General features: G+C 63.4%; 22 protein-coding genes. 9 read left to right on the top strand and 13 right to left on the bottom strand.

The window, feature by feature from the left end:
- Positions 1-27: 27 nt before the first annotated feature.
- Positions 28-1,329, bottom strand: a complete 1,302-nt coding sequence (locus BSP239C_RS00865; RefSeq protein WP_257929987.1) for an amidohydrolase — start codon at positions 1,327-1,329, stop codon at positions 28-30.
- A gap of 143 nt (positions 1,330-1,472) precedes the next feature.
- Here BSP239C_RS00865 and BSP239C_RS00860 point away from each other — a divergent pair, with 143 nt between their 5' ends.
- Complete coding sequence (locus BSP239C_RS00860; protein WP_101569725.1) at positions 1,473-2,294, top strand: CDP-alcohol phosphatidyltransferase family protein; 822 nt, start codon at positions 1,473-1,475, stop codon at positions 2,292-2,294.
- On the top strand, positions 2,291-3,721 hold the full coding sequence (gene ribA / locus BSP239C_RS00855; RefSeq protein WP_101569724.1) for a GTP cyclohydrolase II RibA: 1,431 nt from the start codon (positions 2,291-2,293) through the stop codon (positions 3,719-3,721). Before BSP239C_RS00860 ends, ribA begins: the two co-directional genes overlap by 4 nt.
- Here the strand turns inward: ribA and BSP239C_RS00850 are convergent.
- The 5 genes from BSP239C_RS00850 to BSP239C_RS00830 are packed head-to-tail and all read right to left on the bottom strand — an operon-like array spanning position 3,651 to position 7,823.
- Positions 3,651-4,523: a lysylphosphatidylglycerol synthase domain-containing protein gene (locus BSP239C_RS00850; RefSeq protein ID WP_101569723.1), complete on the bottom strand. Its 873-nt coding sequence runs from the start codon at positions 4,521-4,523 to the stop codon at positions 3,651-3,653. The two genes, ribA and BSP239C_RS00850, sit on opposite strands and share 71 nt — an antisense overlap.
- Positions 4,520-5,500: a class I SAM-dependent methyltransferase gene (locus tag BSP239C_RS00845; RefSeq protein WP_101569722.1), complete on the bottom strand. Its 981-nt coding sequence runs from the start codon at positions 5,498-5,500 to the stop codon at positions 4,520-4,522. The genes BSP239C_RS00850 and BSP239C_RS00845 overlap by 4 nt, the downstream gene beginning before the upstream one ends.
- On the bottom strand, positions 5,497-6,489 hold the full coding sequence (locus BSP239C_RS00840; protein WP_101569721.1) for a glycosyltransferase family 4 protein: 993 nt from the start codon (positions 6,487-6,489) through the stop codon (positions 5,497-5,499). Before BSP239C_RS00840 ends, BSP239C_RS00845 begins: the two co-directional genes overlap by 4 nt.
- Entirely contained in the window at positions 6,486-6,869 is a 384-nt protein-coding gene (locus BSP239C_RS00835; protein WP_101569720.1) for a 6-carboxytetrahydropterin synthase, read from the bottom strand. The genes BSP239C_RS00840 and BSP239C_RS00835 overlap by 4 nt, the downstream gene beginning before the upstream one ends.
- Positions 6,870-7,823: a zinc-binding alcohol dehydrogenase gene (locus tag BSP239C_RS00830; protein ID WP_101569719.1), complete on the bottom strand. Its 954-nt coding sequence runs from the start codon at positions 7,821-7,823 to the stop codon at positions 6,870-6,872.
- A 145-nt stretch (positions 7,824-7,968) separates the two neighbouring features.
- Between BSP239C_RS00830 and BSP239C_RS00825 the strand changes: the two genes are divergently transcribed.
- Positions 7,969-11,136: a BTAD domain-containing putative transcriptional regulator gene (locus BSP239C_RS00825; protein WP_180958870.1), complete on the top strand. Its 3,168-nt coding sequence runs from the start codon at positions 7,969-7,971 to the stop codon at positions 11,134-11,136.
- Between the two features lie 47 nt (positions 11,137-11,183).
- On the opposite strand, the gene BSP239C_RS00820 is transcribed toward BSP239C_RS00825, so the two are convergent.
- Positions 11,184-12,038, bottom strand: coding sequence for an ABC transporter permease (locus BSP239C_RS00820; RefSeq protein ID WP_101569717.1), 855 nt, complete (start codon positions 12,036-12,038; stop codon positions 11,184-11,186).
- Positions 12,035-13,045 carry an ATP-binding cassette domain-containing protein gene (locus tag BSP239C_RS00815; protein WP_101569901.1) on the bottom strand — a complete coding sequence of 337 codons (1,011 nt, stop codon included), beginning with the start codon at positions 13,043-13,045 and terminating at the stop codon, positions 12,035-12,037. Before BSP239C_RS00815 ends, BSP239C_RS00820 begins: the two co-directional genes overlap by 4 nt.
- Positions 13,046-13,202: 157 nt before the next feature.
- Here BSP239C_RS00815 and BSP239C_RS00810 point away from each other — a divergent pair, with 157 nt between their 5' ends.
- Positions 13,203-14,129: a carbon-nitrogen hydrolase family protein gene (locus BSP239C_RS00810; protein ID WP_101569716.1), complete on the top strand. Its 927-nt coding sequence runs from the start codon at positions 13,203-13,205 to the stop codon at positions 14,127-14,129.
- Between the two features lie 74 nt (positions 14,130-14,203).
- Here the strand turns inward: BSP239C_RS00810 and BSP239C_RS00805 are convergent, their stop codons facing one another.
- Positions 14,204-14,677, bottom strand: a complete 474-nt coding sequence (locus tag BSP239C_RS00805; protein ID WP_257929986.1) for a hypothetical protein — start codon at positions 14,675-14,677, stop codon at positions 14,204-14,206.
- 207 nt (positions 14,678-14,884) lie between these two features.
- On the opposite strand from BSP239C_RS00805, the gene BSP239C_RS00800 reads away from it, so the two are divergent.
- Both BSP239C_RS00800 and BSP239C_RS00795 read left to right on the top strand, forming a co-directional pair.
- Complete coding sequence (locus BSP239C_RS00800; protein ID WP_219618820.1) at positions 14,885-15,574, top strand: RNA polymerase sigma factor; 690 nt, start codon at positions 14,885-14,887, stop codon at positions 15,572-15,574.
- A complete protein-coding gene (locus BSP239C_RS00795; RefSeq protein WP_101569714.1) occupies positions 15,571-15,792 on the top strand; it encodes a hypothetical protein in 222 nt (73 codons plus the stop codon). The genes BSP239C_RS00800 and BSP239C_RS00795 overlap by 4 nt, the downstream gene beginning before the upstream one ends.
- A gap of 89 nt (positions 15,793-15,881) precedes the next feature.
- On the opposite strand, the gene BSP239C_RS00790 is transcribed toward BSP239C_RS00795, so the two are convergent.
- Positions 15,882-17,138, bottom strand: a complete 1,257-nt coding sequence (locus BSP239C_RS00790) for a phosphatidylserine/phosphatidylglycerophosphate/cardiolipin synthase family protein (RefSeq protein WP_101569713.1) — start codon at positions 17,136-17,138, stop codon at positions 15,882-15,884.
- Between the two features lie 125 nt (positions 17,139-17,263).
- Here BSP239C_RS00790 and BSP239C_RS00785 point away from each other — a divergent pair, with 125 nt between their 5' ends.
- Entirely contained in the window at positions 17,264-17,791 is a 528-nt protein-coding gene (locus BSP239C_RS00785; RefSeq protein ID WP_101569712.1) for a Dps family protein, read from the top strand.
- A 161-nt stretch (positions 17,792-17,952) separates the two neighbouring features.
- On the opposite strand, the gene BSP239C_RS00780 is transcribed toward BSP239C_RS00785, so the two are convergent.
- Positions 17,953-18,414, bottom strand: a complete 462-nt coding sequence (locus tag BSP239C_RS00780; RefSeq protein WP_101569711.1) for a nuclear transport factor 2 family protein — start codon at positions 18,412-18,414, stop codon at positions 17,953-17,955.
- Positions 18,415-18,602: 188 nt separating this feature from the next.
- Here BSP239C_RS00780 and BSP239C_RS00775 point away from each other — a divergent pair, with 188 nt between their 5' ends.
- Positions 18,603-19,517: an Ltp family lipoprotein gene (locus BSP239C_RS00775; protein ID WP_101569710.1), complete on the top strand. Its 915-nt coding sequence runs from the start codon at positions 18,603-18,605 to the stop codon at positions 19,515-19,517.
- Positions 19,518-19,635: 118 nt separating this feature from the next.
- Here BSP239C_RS00775 and BSP239C_RS20640 read toward each other — a convergent pair whose 3' ends face one another.
- Both BSP239C_RS20640 and BSP239C_RS00770 read right to left on the bottom strand, forming a co-directional pair.
- Entirely contained in the window at positions 19,636-19,779 is a 144-nt protein-coding gene (locus BSP239C_RS20640) for a GPGG-motif small membrane protein (protein ID WP_180958869.1), read from the bottom strand.
- A 96-nt stretch (positions 19,780-19,875) separates the two neighbouring features.
- On the bottom strand, positions 19,876-20,694 hold the full coding sequence (locus BSP239C_RS00770; RefSeq protein WP_101569709.1) for a hypothetical protein: 819 nt from the start codon (positions 20,692-20,694) through the stop codon (positions 19,876-19,878).
- A 187-nt stretch (positions 20,695-20,881) separates the two neighbouring features.
- Between BSP239C_RS00770 and BSP239C_RS00765 the strand changes: the two genes are divergently transcribed.
- Positions 20,882-21,604 (top strand): DUF998 domain-containing protein, encoded by a 723-nt coding sequence (locus BSP239C_RS00765; protein WP_101569708.1) that lies wholly within the window; start codon positions 20,882-20,884, stop codon positions 21,602-21,604.
- Positions 21,605-21,606: the final 2 nt, after the last annotated feature.

Here is a 21,606-nt window from a genome sequence, read left to right as displayed (position 1 = left end):
CCGCTGTTACGACTGCCCGTGCTCTGGTCACTTCAGCCCAGCCAGGAACTCCCCCGCACCAATCGCAATAGCGGCCTCAGCTTCCACTCCAACATCGAGCATGTCCTCGTCGACGTCGAAGCGTTCGGTGTGGTGGCCCCACGAGGTATCCATACCGATCTGGACGTAGGTGGCCAGGCCGCCGCGCTCCTTGACCCGCTTCATCATCGCGGTCGCGTCCTCGGATCCGCCCAGACCACCGGCATCTCTGATCTCGGCGACTCCGTCGACGCCTTCGAAGCACGTGCGGATATAGGGCAAGAGCTCCGGGCTCGGCGACTCCTGGTCCGCCTTCCCGACCACCGTGACCGAAGCATCGACGTCATACATCCGGGCAGCACCGGCAATGACGTCCTGCGCTCTGTCATACATAAACGAGTTGATCGCGCTCGATTCGCCCCGAGTCTCGACGCGCAGCGTCGCCGTCCGCGGCACGACGTTACGCCCTTCACCAGCTTGGAAGGTGCCGACGTTGATGCGGCTGGCGCCCTCGGAGTGCCGGGGAATCGCATGCAGGTTCAACGTCGCCGAGGCGGCCGCGAGCAGCGCGTTCTTACCCTTCTCCGGGTCTCCTCCTGCATGAGAGCCAACACCCGTGAAGGTCACGTCGAGTTTCGTGCTGGCAAGGTATCCATCGGACCCGGTGAGCACATTGCCCTTCCCATCATCGGATTTCAGGTGGGTGGCGACGAACAGGTCCACGTCGTCGAACCAGCCCGCGGCCACAATCGAATGAGCGCCACGCACACCCTCCTCGGCGGGTTGGAAGATGATCTTCACTGTCCCGCTCAGCTCGTTCTGAAGCTTCGTCAGCGTCGTGGCCAGACCCAATCCGATGGCGGCATGGCCGTCGTGGCCACAGCCGTGCATGGCACCGTCATTGATGGAGGCGAATCCTTCGGAGAAGGGCCGATGCGTCTCATCGGCCAGTTCCACCAAGTCGTTCGAGTCGATGTCGAAGCGGAAGCACACGACCGGTCCGGGGCGCCCGGTCTCCAGCACGCCCAGAACACCGGTGAACCCGTCACCCATCACCTCGACCAATTCTGAGTCGGCTCCCTGCGACACAGCCCGCTCGCGTTCGACAGCGAGCACCTCTGCACTGGGGACGCCCAACCGGGCATCTGCCTCATGGAGCTCAGGTCCGTAGACCGTGTCCCAGCCCAGATCACGCAGGACTGTGATGATCGCCGAGGTGGTCCGGAATTCCGTCCATCCCGGCTCTGCGAACCGGTGGAAGTCCCGTCGCCAAGCGACGAGCTGGTCATGGAGTTGGAATGGCACACTCACGTGCACAGCCTCGATTCGATCGGCAGAAGGGTACCTTCGCATCCTATTCCTCCATGGCGGTGATCGTCATAGATTTGATCGTGATAGCCACAGGCTGGGCTGTCGCCCGCTGACAGCCTCCTCAACTCTGGTAGAACGGAAGCATGCGCTCTTCCCACTCCTCCGGAACGTCTCCCGGCCTCCGTCTCCTCTCGCCGCTGGCCATGCTCAGCGCTGCGACCCTGATCTCTGCGGCGCTCCATCCGCAGTGGTCAACGATTCTCATCGTGCTCACACTCTTCGGCCTCGGCGCCGGACGGAGTCTGCTCCGCGCTGAGACGTGGCGGCCAGCCGACGACGTCACGACCGTGCGGCTCGGACTCATCATGGTCTTCACCGCCCTCGTCATCCGCGATGATGGCTTCTCGTGGACGGCGATCGTCGTCGGTGGGCTGGCGCTCATCCTCGACGCCTGCGACGGCTACGTGGCACGGCGAACCGGAGCCACCTCGGCGGGGGCCGACTTCGACGAATCCGTCGATGCTCTCGTTGTGCTCGTCCTCTCCGTCGCACTCGTCCCTATCTGGGGATGGTGGGTTGTTCTGCCAGGCACCTTCTACTATCTCTTCCGCGGGGCAGCTCTGCTGCGGCCCGCCTGGAGACAGCAGCAGCTGCCGCCCTCGGCCCTGCGTAAAACGATCGCGGCAAGCCAAGGAATCCTCCTCCTCACCGCTGGATCACCAGTGGCTCTGGCGAATCCGAGTCTCGGCATCATGAGTGCAGTGATCGCCCTCGCTGCACTCGTGTTCTCCTTCGGCCGCGACATCGTATGGCTCGAGCGACATGCCGGAACCTTGACGCCAGGCACCACCCACAGACATGCAGAATACTCCGTCCGGCTCCAGCCTGCTTCGCAGAAGGCAGAAGCTGTTTCGGGGAATGCAGAAGACTCAGAACGCCTGCCTGTACGTAGACTTGGACCATGACTGCCTTGCACAGAAGCACGGACTCAACCGTCCTGGTCGGCGGGCCGCCGAGCAAGCTGCCCACCGTCCACGGGCTCTTCACTCTCCGCACCTACACTCACGATGGAACGTCCCACGCAGTGATGTCGATCGGCGACCCGGCCGCGGTGGATGCTCCCCTCGTGCGAGTCCACAGCGAATGTCTCACCGGCGATGCCCTCGGCTCGCATCGCTGTGACTGCGGTGACCAGCTCTCTGCTTCGCTCGCCGCCATTGCTCACGCCGGCACCGGTATTCTGATCTATCTGCGCGGGCATGAGGGCCGCGGGATCGGACTTGAGAACAAGCTGCGCGCCTACGCCCTCCAGGACGCCGGTCTCGACACCGTCGCCGCGAACCGTGCTCTCAACCTGCCTGATGATGCAAGGGACTACACGGCGGCGGCAGCGATCCTTCACGATCTCGACTGCCCGCAGATCACCCTGCTGTCCTCGAACCCGAGCAAGGTCACCGCCCTTGAGGGCATGTCCATCACGGTGGCCGACCGCCTCAGCCTCCAGGTGCCGGACCGGCCGGAGAGCGCCGGATACCTCGAGGCCAAACGCCGCCTTATGAACCATATCGCCCCTGCCGAGCACCCACACGTCGACACAACGGAGGCGAACACCGAGGACACCGCGAGCACAGTCGGCACAATCAGCACAGTCGTCGAAGAGGACACGCTGGCCGTCTACGACACGATCGCCGGTGGTGACGAGGTCGTCGCACAGCTGGCCCAGAGCGAGGACGGCTTCATCGCGACGTCCAATGGTGACGCACAGTTCGTCTCCGGGCAGATCGACCGCGCCCATCTCCATCGGGTCCGAGCGTCTGTTGGTGCCGTCCTCGTCGGCTGCGGCACGGTCGTGGCCGACGATCCCCAGCTGACGGTGCGTGCCGTCCCCGGGAAGAACCCCGTCCGCGTCATCCTCGACCCCCACGGTCGGATCCCGGCCACAGCGACCGTCCTCACCTCGCCCGAGGCTCCCACGCTGTGGCTCACCGGCGCCGAGGTTGTCCCCCCAAAGGACATCGGCGACCACGTCCGTATGGTTCGCCTGCCGGCGACGGCGGACAGTGAGATCTCTCCCGCCACCATCATCTCGCTCATTCGTGAGCATGCCTCGGGATCGATCCTTGTCGAGGGCGGCGGACGGACGGTGTCATCGTTCCTCTCGGCCGGCGTGCTCGACCGACTGTTCCTCACCTCGGCGCCCGTACTCATCGGCAATGGTGTCCCAGGCATCCGCTTCGAGGGCACTGAGGTCATGGCTGAAGCGCTGCGCCGCCCGTTCCGCCGCTACCGGTTCGGTGAGGACATGTGCACCGAATACCTGCTCAGCAAGTCGGCGAGCGGCGGGTCGACGGAGAATGCTGATCGCTCTCCTGGTGACGCCTCCACAGCCTGACCATGAGGGTGATCGCGCCTGGCAGTGTTGAGATAGCGGCCAGGAGACCGTAGCCCGCCGATGAGGTGACCGCCCATTCGACCGAGCTCGCGAGACTGCCGGCAAGGATGCTCACGCTGACCTCGCGCACTCCCCAGCCGCCGACGCCAAGTGGGATGCTCATCGCTGCCAAGCCGACGACGGCGAGCGCCGGGATCACGGGACCTCCGAGGGCAAACATCGCGATGAGGTAGAGGGCGAGGAAGGACCCGATGGTCACCGCCGCCATCAGCCACACGAGCCCGATGGTTGCTGCTGTCATCCCCCGCATGCCCACTATTGAGAGAACCCCGGTGACCACGGCAACAGCTGCGGCGATCCAAGCGAAGGCCGGGGCCACGGGGATAAGAGCGAGCGTGGCCGTGATGAAGAGCAGAGCGGTTGCGCTCAGCCGTTCGGCACCGACGACGGTCAGCGGAGACAGCCACCGGCGTGGCCCGGTATTGCGGTAGGCGGCGACACGAGCCAGGTCTCCGCTCAGTCCACCGGGCAGGAGGGTGTTGAGCAGACCGGCCGAGTAGCAGTCGGCAAGGGCTCGGCGCCGAGTCACCTGTGTTCCGGTCTGCTTCAGCAGCAGAGAGAACCGCATGGCCTGGGCGGTCGTGGCGAGCAGTCCGAGGACCAGCGCCGCGAGGACCGTCATCGGCGTGACCACCTCTCCGCCTTCGAGCAGGGCCTGGACCCCGACGATGCGAGCGGTGAGAACGAGCAGGACGACGGTGATGAGCAGCATGAGCCCGCGCCGCGCCCACATCTTCCTCATCGCTTCGGCTCACCTTTCCTAGGGTTGAACTGAGGTCTCCTCGGGCCACGTTGGTCCGTGGCGTCGATGAGCACATCGGTGTGGTCGATGACGACGCGGAGCCCAGACTGTGCCCACCGGTCTTCCAGCCATGCCCGGCCCCTCGCCCGCAGACGGGGTTCCTCCTCGATGGCGGCATCGACGCGTTCGGTGAGCAATCGGGTGAGGAACTCCGCGTCCCCTGGTGCTTCGAGTTGCCAGGGGCTGGCCGATGTCTCCACTCGTGCACCTGTGCTGCGCGCCATCGTCTCCAGCACCGTCGCTGCGTGGGTGCCGAGGCGTGATTCGCGGCGCTGGTGGCGACCGAATGCCTCGTCGAGGGTATCGTCATCTGGGTGTGATGGCCTCAGACGCCACTGCCCGGAGATACTGAGCAGGAAGAGCCCGGCCCCGGAGAAGCGATGCAGCGTCTCGACGATGGTCGCCAAGTCCTCGCGTGTGAGCACGTCGAGCAGAGCGCTGCCGGTGATGAGGAGATCACACGAATCTGGCGACGCAGCGGCTGCTGTTCGCCGCTCGCCCCTTGGCTTGACTGTGCCCACCTCCGTCAGGCTGGCTGTGCCCACCTCCGTCGCCACCTCATCCAGCACTTCGGCAGCGATGGCCGGCAGGGAGGAGATTGGGGCCGCCACCGTGCGCACCGTTGCACCAAATCTGCCGGCCGCGATCTCGAGTGCGGACTCATCGGCATCGACGAGCACCCAGTGCAGAGGACGCTCCGGCAGTCGTTGAGCGAGGTGGCGGTCGAAGAAGCGCATGGAGTTGCCGGTTCCGGCTCCGAGGTCGATGACGACCAGTGGTCGTTCTGTGCCGACTTGTCGTTCTGCGTCGAGGCTCAGCGCGCGGGCCGCCTTGTCCAGGAGCGGAAGTGCATACTGTCGTGCAGCATCATCGAAGGGCACCCGCAGATCCAGCCAGTCCGGTTCTGCGGCGTTCATGAGACGCTCTCCAGGACGGAGAGCATGGTGCGCGCAGTCTCGTCCCACCCGTGCACAGAGGATTCCCTAGCTTCGAGCGCCGTGGCTGCAAGTTCGGTTCGGTAGGTCGCGTCTCTCATCCACCGTCCCAGGGCATCTGCCCATGTGGGGACGTCCAGTTCCAGTGCGTGCCCGGCAACCAGAGCCTCCTGTGCCCCGGTGCCCGCGCTCACGAGTGAAGGAATAGCAGCGGCGGCGCCCTCGCGCACGACCATCCCGAAGGTCTCGGCCTTCGAAGGCAGGAGAAGCAGGTCCGCGTGCCGGTAGAGCTCATCGACGGCGGCACCGTCGAGTTCGCCCACACAATCCACCGAGCTCAGTCCACTCAGTGCATCACGCACGTCCGCGGCATAGTCGGTGTCGGTGATGGGCCCGGCGAAGGTGCAACGCCAATCGGTGATGCCGCGTCGTCTCAGCTCCTGAAAGACGTGTGCGAGGAACAGCTGGTTCTTGTTGTTCTCCATCGCTGCGAGGCAGATGAGGTGGGCTGGCGAACCGGGTTGCGTCACGGAACGTGGATGCGTTCCGGGCAGGGCCACCTCGGCGGTGATGCCGTACTTCCGGGCCACCTCGGCGGCGGCGAATGCACTCGTCGTCACCACAGCGGATGCGGACCGCAGGCAGACGGCTTCACGACGGGCAGCGGCAGGTGTCTGTGCCAGCGAATGTTGGAGGATCACGATCGGACCCTGCAGAGGTGTAGGGAGGCTGCATCCGATGAGCCCGTCGATGAGGACCGGGCGGTCCCGCCCAGCTGCAGCATCGCCGGCTTCCTGACATCGTGCAACCAGCTGGCGCAACCTGGCCACATCCTCGCCCGCGGGTTCTGCCCAGGTTCCAGGCGCGGTGATGCGCTCGATCCGCCCCTCGGCCGCGGCGGCGAGTTCGGAGTTGAAGCGCAGTCCCCCGCTGGTGCGGCCGAGGTCCGGTTCGATGAGGGTGTAGGTCACGGCCGATTCGCAACGGTAAAGGACACCGCAGCGCGCGGGTTCTCGCGCAGGTGGACCGTGATCCCGATCTCGGGACGGTCTGCGAGGGAAGTGGAGAGGCCGGTGCCGATGTATTCGGCGATCGCCTCGCTCGTCGACAGACGGCCTGCGAAATCGGGATGCTCATCGAGGTTCGTGTACCGCAGCGGTGTCAGGGCCTCGTCGAGCAGCGCCAGAGCCTCACCGATGTCAAGGACGACACGATGTTCGTCGAGCTCCTCCCGGGTGAACGTCACCTCGACTGCGAGGGTGGCACCGTGGAGAGCCTGCGCTGGCCCGAAGAATTCGTGCGGCAGACTGTGGGCGATCATGACGTGGTCGTTGACGCTGAGGGTGAACATTCAGGATCCTTCTTCGTAGTCGAGCACATGGCACAGGGTGGCTGTCGAGAGCGCAGTGTCGCTGCCGAGTTCGTCCATCAGCCATGGCAGGTCCTGCCACCCCGAAGTTCCGGTGATGAGGGCGTCGAAGCGGTCGTCGTGGAGTGCGCTCAGTGCGGCACCCAGTCTCTCGCTGCGGGTCCTCCGCGCGCGGTGTCCGGCCGGGATCTGGCCCACTTGGCTGGCGACGATCGCCAGTCGCCTCGCGTGGAAATCAGAGCCGAGTGCCACTTGGGGCTCTGTGTCCCCGTACCACGAGGCTTCGACGATAGTCCCGTCATCGCCGGCGATCTCGAGGGCGCGCCCCAGACCTCCTTCGCTCCCTGAGGTGTGAATGACGATATCGCAGTCATCTCCGGCATCTTCGGGTGCGAGAGCAGTCAGTCCCAGACGGGTCAGGAAGGTGCGCCGTACGGGGTTGGTTTCGATGATTTCGAGGCGCTCGAGCGGAAGATGTGAAGCCAGCAGCGCGGTGGCGGTTCCGATCATGCCCGCACCGATGATCGCCACTCGGTCCCCGTAGTACGGGGGTGACTGCCACAGGATGTTGAGTCCGGTTTCTGCGGCTCCGGCCAGCAGCGCCCGATGGTCGGAGATGCCCTCGGGGATCGGATGAACATCGTTCGGGGTCACCAGGTGATGGCTGTGGTGGGGCAGCAGCCCGAATACGCGCCTTCCGATCCATGCGGCCGGGCCCTCATCGACGACGCCGACAGTGAGATATCCGTAGGAGACAGGATAGGGGAAATCACCCAGTTGGTGTGGGGCGGCCATGAGCTCTGCGACTCGTGGTGGCACTCGGCCGGCATGGACCAGTGTTTCGGTCCCCTTCGACACGGCCGAGGCAGTTGTGCGGACCCGCATCATCTGTTGTCCGTCGGCCCCGGTCTCAGCACCTGTATGAGGGGTCGTCACCTCCCTCCAACATCCCTGTCGGTGGGCTTCGGTCCAGTACTGCCAAGCCATATGAGCATCCTAACAGCGCAGGTGAGCTCGGGTGAGGGCGTTCGACAGCGCCCACGGGTCACCGATTCGTCCGAGCTTCCGTAAACTGGGACACGTGGACCCCCGGCTGAAACTTCTGAACACCGTCTCCTGGTGTTCGCGACCCATCCCGGGCGAGCGCCTGCGGGCACTGCTGCTCACCCTCGCCGAGGCCGGGCCCCGGGGTCTGTCCGCCGACGCCCTCATCGACGCCATCTGGGCCGATGATCCACCCGACCACCCGAGCAAAGCGCTGCAGATCCTCGTCTCCCGAACCCGGACCCAAACCACAGCCGAGGCGATCGAACGCACCGCGACCGGCTATCGGTTGGCTTTGCCGACCGATGACATCGACCTCTGGGCTCTCGACATTCTGACCACGGACGCCGAGGTTGCACTGACCTCCGGTGACATCACCCGAGCGCTCGAGCTGGCTCGCACTGCCATCGACCTCGACGTCGATTCCCGTGCCGTTCGCGTCATCGCTCTCGCCACGTCGAAGCAGGGCCGCCACCGTGAGGCCCTGCCCGAGCTCACCCGACTCCACGAGTCCGCCCCCTTCGACGAAGAGCTCACCGCCGAATACCTCCGTGCCCTCGCCGGTGCGGAGGGAACGCCCGCCGCTCTCCACGCCTACGCCGATATCCAGACCCGCTTGGCCGACGACCTCGGTTCACGACCGGGGCCCGCATTGCAGGCCGTCCACGAGGAACTCCTCGCTCTGGACCGCCCGGTCCGCTCCGGCGTGCGTTATCCGGCAACGAGCCTGCTCGGCCGCGACGACGACCTCGACCGGGTCACCGGTCTTCTCTCGTCTGCCAGGCTCGTCACGATCGTCGGCCCCGGCGGCCTGGGCAAGACCCGCCTGGCCCAAGAGCTGGCGCGGCTGAGTCCCCTGCCGCATGTGCGCGTCGTCGAGCTCGCCGCCGTCCGCCAACCCGATGAGGTCATGGGGGCCGTGGCTGAAGCCCTGCAGGTGCGGGAGACGATTTCGCGCATCGACCGCCAGACTCCTCTACCCGACCTGCAGTCTCGCATCGTCGCCCAGCTGAGCATGGGGCCCAATCTGCTCGTCCTCGACAACTGTGAGCACCTCGTCGGCGCAGTCTCGGACCTCGTCAGCGACCTGCTCTCGGCGGTGTCCGATCTGCGCATCCTCACCACGAGCCGCACTCCGCTGCGCCTGACCGCCGAGCATACCTACTACCTCGATCAGCTCCCGGGTACCGAAGCCATCGAGCTCTTCACCCAGCGGGCGTGTGCCGTGCGCCCGAGCGTCACGCTCAACCGGCCGGTCGTCGCCGAACTCGTCGAGCACCTCGACGGCCTACCGCTGGCGATCGAGCTCGCGGCTGCACGCACGCGCACGCACTCCCCTGAAACAATCCTCGACAATGTGGCCCGCCGATTCGAACTGCTGCGCGGTGGTGATCGAAGCGCACCGGCGCGCCACCAGACGCTCTCGGCCGTCATCGATTGGTCGTGGCAGCTGCTCGGCGAGGATTCCCGCCGGGCACTGGCCCATCTTGCGCTCCTGCCCGATGCGTTCAGTGCCGACTGTGCCGAGGCGGTGCTCGGCTCCCGTACGACACAACCAGCAGTCACCAGCCCCCTCCGTGGTGTCAACCCCCTCGACTCCGTCACCGACCTCGTCGACCAATCGCTCATCACGGTCATCGAGCGCGGTGACGAGGTCCGCTTCCGCATGCTCGAGACGATCCGCGAATACGGTCTGCTCAAACTCGACGAGTCAGGCGGGCGCGCGCAGGCTGAGGCCGCCGTCGACAACTGGGCGATCAGCCTCTGCGCCGAAGCGGTCCCCGACATCATGGGATCTGCTCAGCTGCGTGCGGTCGGAGTTCTGCGCTCCGAGGAGCACAACCTCGTGCACGTCCTGCGCCGCCTCCTCGATCGTCGGGACGATGACACGGTCACCATGCTCGCGGCCCTGTTGCCGTGTTGGATGGTCACCGGCGAGCACATCCACATCGTCACGCACTTCGACCTCATCGAACGGTTCCTCTCGACTTGGACGATGCCCGATCACCTCGCGGAGATGACTCGTCAGGTTCTCGCAGTCGAGACGACCACGTGGGGCATGCTCCCGCGTTGGCATGAGCTTCCCGAGACACGGCGTGTGCTCAAGCAGCTGGGTCCGGACTCGGACGAGCCCTTCATCCGCGCCCTGGCCCGCCTGGGCATCGCGATCATCGAAGCAGAAGAGCCAGGACAGTCAGCGGAGGACTTTGCCCGCTTTCACGCGCTCAGCGAATCAGACGATCGCTTCACACGGCTTTTGGCGGCGCCGTTCCTCGCCGGGATCAAGGAGAACGCGGGTGAGGTCGGCACCTCGATCACGCTGCTCGAAGATGCCATGGCCGATATCCGTGCCGACGATCCGCCATGGCTGTCCACGCGCTACCGGGAGTCTCTGTCTCAGCTGCATCTGCAGCTCGGGAACTTCGCTGAGGCGCTCGAGCACGCCCGGATCGCGCTCCCGACGCTGAATGATCTGGGTGACACCGTCGAATGCCGGTCGGTGCTCGCATTCGCCCACCTCAACCTCGGCGAGATGGCTGCGGCCGAAGCCGAACTCGATGCGCTCGCGATGTCGAATGACCATGACGAGCCCTACCGTCATCGGTACATGCTCATGTTAGGTCGGGCCGAGCTCGCATTCATGCGCGGTCGGGTCGACGAAGGACTCACTCTGCTCGATCGTGCGCTGGAGGCCGGAAGTGACCATGCGTCCCTGCCTGGTGTTCCCACCAGCGATGGCCTCGACCCGTGGATTCTCGTCAGTGCCGCGGTGAGCACGGCTGTCCGTGCCCGCTGCTCCCCCGCCGAGGTGGACGAGCAGAAGAGGGAGAATGCGTTTCGGGACGCGGAGCAGAAGTATCTGGTCCTGCTCGACAAGGCAGAACGCGCAACGGCCCAGCACCGGGGTCACTATGACTTCCCGGTGCTGGGTACCGTCGCGTTTGCGCTTGCGGCGTGGGGACACCACCGCGGGGGCGTCGATGAGGATCAGATTGCCACGCTGATGGCTTTGGCGGACAGGCTCAGCTACAACCGAGGCTTCCCCTCCTTGAACTGGCGGACCCTGGCCGATGGCCTGACAACGGACCAGATAGCTCTGCTGGAATCCGAGACCCGCACGCTCGCAGACCTCGCCTCTGCCGAGGTGATCGTCAGGCTCCACGACTGCGCCCAGACCATGAACGGTCGCCTGTGCACACCGTGAACGGTCTCCACTCACGCAGGTCCTGAAATCGCGCACACCCTTAATGATCACTTGCGCTGGTAGGACCGCAGCGCCAGCGGAGCGAAGATCGCGATGACGACGGCGCATCCGACGAGCGCCCATCCCACCTCGGCGGTCACGGCACCGGTGTTCGCAAGGTCGCGGACCCCGGACACGACGTGTGAGATCGGGTTGATGGTGACGAACCACTGGAGCCAGTTCGGCAGAGACTCGACAGGGACGAAGGCGTTGGACAGGAATGTCAGCGGGAAGAGGATCATCATCGAGATGCCCTGGGCGCCTTGGGCGGAGCGGACCACGGTGCCGATGTAGGCGAATGCCCAGGACAGCGACCAACCGGTGACGACGACGAGGATGATCGCTGCGATCACGCCGAGGGCACCGCCTTCGGGTCGGTAGCCCATGGCGATCCCGGTCAGGAACGTCAATGATGCGGCGATCGCGTAGCGGACCAGGTCGGCGACCATCGGCCCCGCCAGGGGCGCGATGCGGGCGACGGGCAAGGTGCGGAAGCGGTCGAAGATGCCGGTGTCCATGTCTTCGCGCAGCTGCACGCCGGTGGCCATGCTCGCGGTCAGGCAGGTCATCGCGAGGATTCCCGGAACCATGAGCGGCAGGTAATTCGCGATGTCGCCGCTGATGGCGCCGCCGAAGATGAAGCCGAACATGACAGTGAAGAGGATCGGCTGGATGGCGACGTCGGAGAACTGCTCGGGTTCGCGGCGCATGCGCTTGAGCGCACGGGAAGCGAAACCCATGGTCTGATTCCAGGTATCGACGGGTCCTGGGCGGGCCGAGAGCTGGCTCGTGTCGGTGCTGACCGGGCCGATGGGTGCACGGCGTGCGGCGTGGGTGGTCGGCGCGGTCTTTGTGGTGCTCATGCTGAGATCTCTTCTCTGTCTGCTTCAGTGGCGGTTTCGCCGGTGATGGTGAGGAACACATCGTCGAGGCTGGGCTCTTGGACATTGATCGATACGACGTCGATCGAATGCTCACGCAGGGCCATCAGCACGGTGGCAGCATCGCTGGCGTCATGCAGGGCGACCGTGATCGCTCCAGCGTTCGGGACGTGGACGACGTCGCCGGCGAAGAGCTCACTGATGACACCACGGGCCTGCTCTTCCTCGCCGGCCTCGCTGAGTATCAGCTGCAGGCTGGAGCCGCCGATGGAGGCTTTGAGCTCGTTGGGCGTGCCCTGTGCCACGATCTGTCCACGATCGATGACGGCGATGCGATCGGCCAGTTGGTCGGCTTCTTCGAGGTACTGCGTGGTCAGCAGCACGGTGACGCCACCGGCGACGAGGTTGCGGATCGTCTCCCACATCTGGTTGCGGGTGCGGGGGTCGAGTCCGGTGGTGGGTTCGTCGAGGAAGATGAGAGGAGGCCGGGTGATGAGGCTGGCGGCAAGGTCAAGGCGTCGGCGCATGCCGCCGGAGAACGTCGACAGCGGTTTGTCGGCGGCAGCGCCGAGCCCGAATTCCTCGAGGAGTTCGACGGCGATGGAGCGTGCCGCGGTCCTGCTCAATCCCTGGAGTCGGGCGATCAGCTGGAGGTTCTCGCGTCCGGTCAGTTTCTCGTCCACCGAGGCGTATTGTCCTGTCACTCCGATGAGCTGCCTGATCTTATGGGGTTCGCGGGCGACGTCAACACCAAAGATCTCCGCGCTCCCGTCATCGATGGGCAGCAGCGTGGCCAGCATGTTGATCATCGTCGTCTTGCCGGCCCCATTGGGGCCCAGGACGCCGAAGATCTCTCCCCTGCGGATGTCGAGGTCGATGTGGTTGACAGCGGTGTAGTCGCCGAAGGTCTTGACGAGTCCGCGAATGCGTACCGCCGAGGTGGCGGTGTCGTTGGTTTGGACCGCTGGGTCGGTTCGTGTGTTCTGCATGCCCTCAGTGTTCACGCCACCGGTTTCATCGTGGTTTCACCGCGAGCTCGCCCTGGTTTCATCCGGTCACCGGTGAGACGATGACGGCAGGTGCTGACCACCTCGTCGGGTGTCACGAATCGAACTCGTCGGATGCCACGAATCGAAGGAGCCTCATATGTCGAAGTTCACCGTTGCCGCTATTCAGGCCGGCAGCACACTGTTCGATACCGAAGCCACACTCCAACAGGCACTTGCCTATATCGGTGAGGCCGCGGAGCAGTCAGCTTCACTTGTCGTGCTTCCTGAGGCCTACCTCGGCGGGTATCCGAAGGGTCTGGACTTCGGTATCACGGTAGGTTCCCGCTCGTCCCAGGGCCGGGAGGAGTTCCAACGCTACTTCGACTCCGCGATTGCCGTACCCGGTCCTGAGACCGATGCCCTGGCCGAGGCTGCGAACACGCATGGGCTCACCATCGTCATCGGGGTCATCGAACGTGACGGCGGCACTCTCTACTGCACCTCACTGTTCTTCACCCCCGAGGACGGTTTAGCAGCCAAGCACCGCAAGCTCCTCCCCACGGCCGCAGAGCGCTACCTCTGGGGCCGCGGTGACGGATCGACACTGGAGACGATCGAGACGCAGCTGGGCACCGTCGGTTCGGCGATCTGCTGGGAGAACTACATGCCGCTGCTGCGCCAGACCATGTATTCCAAGGGCGTCGACATCTGGTGCGCGCCCACCGTCGACGAGCGGGAGGTGTGGGGCTCGACCATGCGCCATATCGCGCTGGAGGGACGGTGCTTCGTCATCAGTGCGAACCAGTACCTGCAACGCCGCGACCTGCCCGACGATGTCCATCCCGTTCAGGGCGAAGATCGTGACACAACGCTGATCTCCGGCGGCAGCATGATCGTCTCGCCTTTAGGTCGTGTGCTCGCCGGGCCGAAATGCGATGGTGCCGGACTCCTTCTCGCCGAGATCGACCTCGACGAGCTGGCCCAGGCGAAGTTCGACTTCGATGCAGGTGGTCACTATGCCCGCCCCGATGTCTTCACCCTCCTCGTCGACGAGGAGGAGAAGCACACCACCTACGGCTTGTGAACAGCCGGCTTGTGAACAGGTGGATCGTGATGGGGCGGGCTGTGACCGGCTAGCTGTGACCGTCGGTGCAGCAGTCAGGCGGCCTTCACCTTCCGTGAACGGTCGAAGGCAAGCGCGGCCAGGGCCAGAGCAGCGACGAGCAGACCGAAGTCACGCAGGGCGATGTCGAAGAACTGTCCCATGGATACGAGGTCGATGATGATCCCGGCCAACCAGGCCACGACCAGCAGCGAGCCGAACTTCGGAACCACGGCGACGACTATGCCGGCGACGATCTCGATGATGCCCACGGCGAGCATGGCCTGATGGGCGGTTCCCGGCAGGATCGCATCAATCCACGGTGCCAGGTAGCTGTCCCAATTGGTGAGCAGGCCGAAGAACTTGTCGAGGCCGAACAGGATCGGGGCGACAGTGAAGATCGTGCGCAGCAGGAAGAAGGCACGATCACTTCCCAGATGCGACCTGAGACCAATGGCTCCGGAAGTGGCCCCAGAATTTGGCCCAGCGCCTGATCCGGTGCCTGCGGGGGTGGCGATTTTGTGTGACATGAGCGTTTCCCTTCACGAATGAGCGGAGAATGCCTGATGGCCTTCTGTACTCAATTGGTGTCTTCGCCTCCTGTACGTCTTACCCGTGTGAGAGAAATTGTTTTGCCGAAAACTATTTCGCCGATGCCGGTAAGATCTCCTCCCCTACCTGACACCAAAGAACTATGACCCTTCTTTGCTTCGCCAGGTGGTGGCACAATGACGATCGTGAGTGATGTACCCATCTCTGTCCCTGACTGTGTGCACGATGACAACTGGCACCTCCACCTCGGCGAGCCCCATTCTCTGGACCCTGCACGAAGTGAAGGTCAATCTGGGCCAGAGACGCCGCAGCGGCTCGCGGCTCAGCGCAGACTGCACGAGCTGCTGCTCAAGGCCACCCGACTGCAGGTATGGCGGCTGCGGCATCAACTCCCCGGGGCCGGGCCGACCGACCTGGAGGATCTGGCTCAGCAGGCCGCCGACGATGCTCATCTCGCGGTGCTGCGCAGACTTCGCGAGTTCGAAGCGCGCAGCAGATTCAGCACCTGGGTGTTCAAATTCGGCATCCTGCAGGCAGGTGTCGCCGTGCGCCGGCAGGCGTGGCGTCACCGCGAGGTCACCCTGTCGGAGACACTGCCGCTCGTCGATCCTGACCATGGGCCGGCCAGCCGCGCCGAGGGCGCCGACCTCGCGCGCGCGGTCCGCACTGCCCTGTCCACGGCACTGACGACTCGGCAACGGCAGATCATGATCGCCCTGCTCATCGACGACGTGCCCATCGATGTTCTGGCCCAGAGGCTGGGCACCACTCGCAATGCGCTGTACAAGAATGTCCACGATGCCAGGAAACGGCTGCGCGAGGCGCTCACCGCCTCCGGTCATCTCGAGGCACTCCCCGATAGGAGGACGTCATGACCGACCCGCACCAGCCCTTGACCTCAGACGCGATCGCTCGGCTGCTCACAGACACGGACCCGTACCTGTCATGTGATGAGTGCTTCGCCCGCATCGACGAATACGTCGAGCACACGCTGGCAGATCCGAATTATCGAGACGTGCCCATGGACGTACACCTGGCGGGGTGCGCCGTGTGTGCCGAGGAAGCAGAGACGCTCACCGAGCTCCTGACCTGAATCCAATCAAGCACCTGAATCCAGTTAGCACTCACGAGTCGCCCTATCCGCGAACGATGCTTCAGTGCCTCAAATGAAGTTTCAGTGCCTCACAGGAACGGGCGCATGGGCTTCAGCACCCACTCGGCGGCTTGGGTCAGAGCATGACGATCCAACCAGTCCGGGCCAAGGATTTCGCAATGTTCGGCATCCTTGAGGAAGACCTTCTCCATCTCAGCGGCGAAGTTGTCGTCGATGACCTCGACGTTGGTCTCATAGTTGAAGGTCAGTGAGAGCCGGTCGATGTTCGCCGTGCCCACCGTCGACCAGATTCCGTCGACCGTCGCGATCTTCGCGTGGATCATCGACGCCGCGTACAGCAGAACGGTCACCTTGGAGCGCACCATCTGTTCGAAGAATCCCTGTGAAAGATAGTCGCCGAGGATGTGGTTAGATTCCTGAGGAACCATGACCCTGACATCGACTCCGCGTTCAGCGGCAGCGATCAGTGCGCTGAGCAGCTGCTGATCCGGGATGAAATACGGGGTCGTGAGCCAGATGCGCTCCTGTGCACGTTCGAAGGCGTTGATGTACATCGACCGAATCGGATAGATCAGCTGGACTGGCTGGTTGGCCGAGACCCGCAGCTTGGATTCCCAGGCGGTCGGCGCGACCCAGGGAATCTGCTCATCGGAGTCGTGGTACTGGTTCCACACCTGAGAGATGGCCTGGCGCAGCCCCCAAGTGCCGGGGCCAGCCGCCTTGAGGTGAGTGTCTCTCCAGTGGCGAGCGTAGAGCGAACCGATGTTGAAACCACCGACATAGGCAACTCGATTGTCGATGACGAGGATCTTCGAATGGTTGAGACCCGAGTAGCGCAGCGGCCCCTTCCAGAACTTCCTCGCCACGGTGGGCAGTCGCAGAACCTTGATGCGCGGAGACAGCTGCTCATAGAAGGAACGTGGGATGGAGAGGTTGGCGAATCCATCGTAGATGAGGTGGATGGTGACACCGCGTTCGGCTGCGGCGTTGAACGCGTCGATGAACTTCTGACCCATCTCATCGTTCTTCCAGATGAACGTCTCCATCTGAATCGTATCCGCGGCCGAATCGATCTCATCGAGCATGTCCTCATACAGCGTTTCGCCGTCGGTGAAGATGCCCAGCTGGGAGTCTTCCACGTCCGCGTGAAAGGTCCCGGGCCGAGGCGCTTCCCGCTGTTCCCGATCACGTTTCTGCAGCAGGTCGATTGCCATAGATGCGCCCACCGTGAGCGGCACGGCACAGGCCGCACCGGCAACAGCCCATGGCGCGATGGAACGGAGACGATCGATGCCGTGACGAAGACTGCGCGAAGCGGATCCCATAACGGTTCAGTATATCCGTTGCCGATTCTGGGAAACGTTAACCTCATACCCAAGAATCGGGTCTATGGTCGGCACCAGGTGCCCGGATACGGCACATCGTTGCACTGCTCAAGGAGGAACGAATCATGGCTCAATCAGTCAAGGTACCCCAGCCAGCCGGAACGAAGACCACCACGGCCGAAAATGCGGAGCACGGTTTCACCGCCTCCCCAGCTCTGGCCAAGAACATGCAGTCCGTCCTCGTCGACTTCATTGCCCTGCAGCTGGTCGCCAAACAGGCACACTGGAACATCGTCGGCCCCAACTTCCGCGACCTGCACCTCAACCTCGACGAGGTTGTGGACATCGCCCGCACCGGCTCTGACAGCATCGCCGAACGCATGAGGGCACTGCATGCCACCGCTGACGGTCGACCCAGCGTCGTCGCCGAGCAGTCCTCGCTGCCGGAGTTCCCTGCCGGCGAGGTCACGACTCATGACGCCATCGACCTCAGCGTACGAGCCGTGGAAGCCACGGTCGCCACGATGCGCACGGTTCATGACGAAGTCGACGAGGCCGACCCGACGACGGCCGACATCTTCCATGAGTTCATCGCTTCGCTCGAGCAGCAGGCATGGTTCCTCAGCGCGGAGACCCGCTCCCCCTCGAACTGACCTGCACGACCATCGTCGTGTGATGGTGCTCGAACTGAAAACCACCGGTGAGCACGACTTTCACAGTCGTGATCACCGGTGGTTTTTCTGTACCCCGAGGACTGCTCGGGGACTAGGTCGAGATTGTGCCGAGACCGCACCCTCGCCGAGGTGGCCCGCCGTCAGCGCAGATCGATGTCCGCTCCCTGTTCTCCGCTGGGACGGGGGCCGAGTATGCGGCGTTCCTCCGCGGTGATGGATACATCATTGATGCTCGCCTCCCGCCGAGACATGAGGCCAGCGGTGGTGAACTCCCACAGCTCGTTGCCGTAGCTGCGCCACCACTGGCCCGCAGCGTCATGGTATTCGTACTGGAAGCGCACCGCGATGCGGTTATCGCTGTAGGACCACAGGCTCTTGCGCAGCGCATAGTCGAGTTCACGTTCCCACTTCCGGGTCAGGAAGGCCACGATCTCCTCCCGACCGGTCATAAACTCATCGCGATTGCGCCACACCGAATCCCGGGTATAGGCCAGTGACACCTTGTGCGGATCGCGGGTGTTCCACGCATCCTCGGCACCTTGTACCTTCTGTGCCGCGGTCTCGGCAGTGAATGGTGGGAAGGGTGGGCGTGACTCCGACATGACAGTTCCTCTCTGAGCCGATAGCAGCTTGGTACATAACAACGGCAATCACCCGTCAGCCTAGAGGGAATGCCATTCGGCGGGAAGAGGAGCAGTGTCCAACCTCACTTCAAATTTGTAGTTTAATGTTCAATGATTAGATATACTATTTCTGTAATTGCAACCTCGCTCACACACTGGAAGTGATAATGACACAGCAGCAGATGCCCGAGACCACTTATATGGGTACGTGGATTCCGCCTCAGCAAAACGCCGGACAGAAATCCTTCATTGCAACATGGCTTTTCTCTTGGCTCTTAGGCGGGCTCGGAGTCGATCGTTTCTACCTGGGAAAGATCGGCACCGGAATCCTCACGCTCATCACCTTCGGCGGTTTCGGCATCTGGATCCTGGTGGACCTCATCCTCACCCTGTCCGGAGCGCAGAAGGACAAACGTGGAATGCCACTCCACGGCTACCAGCAGCATAAGAAGCTCGCGTGGATCGTCACCGGAGTCGTCATCGCCTTGGGCATCTTCATCGGCACGCTGTCAGCGAAATCATCGCCATCGACTCAGATTGCGGATCCTGCGTCGAGCGCAGAGGCCGAGCCGGCAGCGATCGAGGAACCAGCGAAGAAGGCTGTCGCAGAGGAAGATCCGGACGAAGCTGCGGAAGAAACGCCTGCTGCGGACCAACCGGCAGAAGAAGAAGCTGCCGAAGAGTCCGCGAGCGATGCTCCTGTCGAAGATGAGCCTGTCGAGGCCCCCGTTGAAGCGGACGAGCCGGTCGTCGAAGAAGAGGAAGACTCCAGCGTTCCTGCCGAGTACAGCTCGGCACTGACCAAAGCGCAGTCATACTCGGACATGATGCACATGAGCAAGGCCGGCTTGTACGATCAGCTGACGAGCGAGTACGGAGAACAGTTCTCTGCTGATGCAGCACAATACGGAATCGACAATGTCGACGCGGATTGGAACCAGAATGCTCTGGAGAAGGCCAAGTCATACCAAGACAACATGGCAATGTCTCCCGACGCTATCCACGATCAGCTGACGAGCGAGCATGGCGAGCAGTTCACTTCCTCACAGGCCGACTACGCGATCGAGCACCTCAACGGCTGATCGCCCTCGACTGGGTCGAAGCTAGAATTCCTAGTCAGCACAGAGCGGCGCCCCAACCCACGAAGGGTTGAGGCGCCGCTCTGTTCACCTGCCCCGAAGTGAGATCGGAGCAGGCACCTCAGCCGAAGATGCTCACTCCACCTGGGCCGACGAGGCAGCCGACGACGATGAGGACGATGCCCCATACAAGCTGTTTCCGCAAGATTGCGAAGATGCCTGAAATGACGAGCAGTGCTGCGATGATCCACAGAATAGTTGCCATTGTCCTGACCCTTCTTTACATGTTTCTCGGTGGGCATTCACCGACGGGACATTGAGCCTGTCGGAGAGTGGGGATTTTTCAGTGCCGCTGGGGTTATCAGTGTCGCGGCGATTCCGGGTCCTCGAACGTTCTCTGTTCGGTGGCTCTGGGATCGTAGCTGCGATCGGTCAGACGGGAGTCATTCTCAGGCGCACGAGGATCTCGTACTCCGTCGACGCCTTCACGCTGTCCCTGATCCTCAGCGAATCGAGGGTCACCTTCCGGTTCACGTGGTGCACCACGATCATCGACAACGGGCCGGCCATCGTCAACAGGGCGTCCGTCGTCGACAGGAGGCTGGTCGGCGACACGAGGGTCGTGTCCCGCGTGACGCTCGTCCGCAACCGGACGACCGTCAGATACCGGACGGTCATCGTGGGGGCGGTCGTGTCCGGCCCGGTCATCACCGGCAACTGCTCCGGCGCCTGCGCCTGCGGCAGCTCCCGCACCGGCATCTGCGGCTGTACCGGGTGCGGCCTTGCGGTTGCCGTGGGCGTCCACGTCGGGATCGAGTTCATCGGCGTGCTTGAGTTTACGTTCCTGTTCGAGGCGCGTCTCCTGGGCCAGACGATCGCGTTCAGCGGCGTCTGCGTCCATCTTCTCCGCCTCGGCGGCCTTGCGCTTTGCTTCCGCGGCCTGAACCTCTGCGTCGGCGTCAGCCTTCTTCGCTTCGGCCTTGCGGTGCTCGGCATCCGCTTCGCGGGCATGGACTTCATGCTCGGACTCGGCGGTCTCTTGACGGATCCGTGCTGCTTCCTTGCGCTGGTGTTCACGCTTCTTAGCTGCGGCCTTACGACTGACCGCAATGATGATGCCGACGACAATCAAAATAACGACGATCGCTACGACTATCCAGATGATGGTAGTTGTATTCATGCGTTCTCTCCTTGCTGCCTATTCGGTTCTCATTGATCATGTGGATCCGATCAACAGGATGTTTTCATATTTGCACGGCAATACTCACCTGACAAGCGCTTGAACAGTAGCGACTTCGGCGTGTCGAACATATGTTCGCCCGAATTGTGCTTTCTATTGCCTATTTCGGACCTCTATTATTGGCCGCATGCGTGAGACTCAATCTGATGCTTCCGCGACACCCAGCTCGACCGTCATAGCGGCGATCTGCTGGATCCTCGCCGGGACTATCTATCTCCTCGCCGAGGCTCTCGCCGCATCTGCATTTCCCCATTATTCGTATGAAATGAATTACATCAGCGATCTCGGTGTGCCCGATGTCGAGATGTTGGGTGATCGTGTCATCGATTCGCCCCTGCACCTGGTTATGAACATCGCCTTTGTCGCTCAGGGGCTCCTATTCGCTGCTGCGGCCATATATATGGCGCGCGGATCGCGGTTTCCGCTGCGAGTCCCGGTGATCGCCTGCGCGATCCTCCATGCCCTCGGAATGGTCATCATCGCAGCGGTCAATGCAGGTCAGCACAACAACGAACTCGGTCTCGCCTGGGTTCACCTCCTCGGCGCGTTCTTCGCCTTCTTCGGCGGACATGTGAGCGCGATATGCATCGGCATCTCCCTATTGTTGGGCCGACGCAACAGCATCGTCGGCCTCCTGACCATCGCCATCGGTCTCATCGGGATCCTCGGCATCGTCATGCTCCAGGTCGACGTCAGGGCCGTACCCGGAATTCTTCTTCCCGACGGAGTGTGGGAGCGCATCGGCATGTACGCGATCATCGGGTGGGAGATGCTCTTCGGAATCGTTCTGCTCAGTTCGCGGCGCCCTCAGATTCCGCTGTCGCAAGATCGCGCTGCCGCCTTAGACTGATC

It is taken from the genome of Brevibacterium sp. 239c (assembly GCF_900169365.1).
Classification (GTDB): domain Bacteria; phylum Actinomycetota; class Actinomycetes; order Actinomycetales; family Brevibacteriaceae; genus Brevibacterium.
The sequence above is the reverse complement of the archived record's forward strand: the minus strand, read 5'-3'. Positions and strand labels throughout refer to the sequence as shown.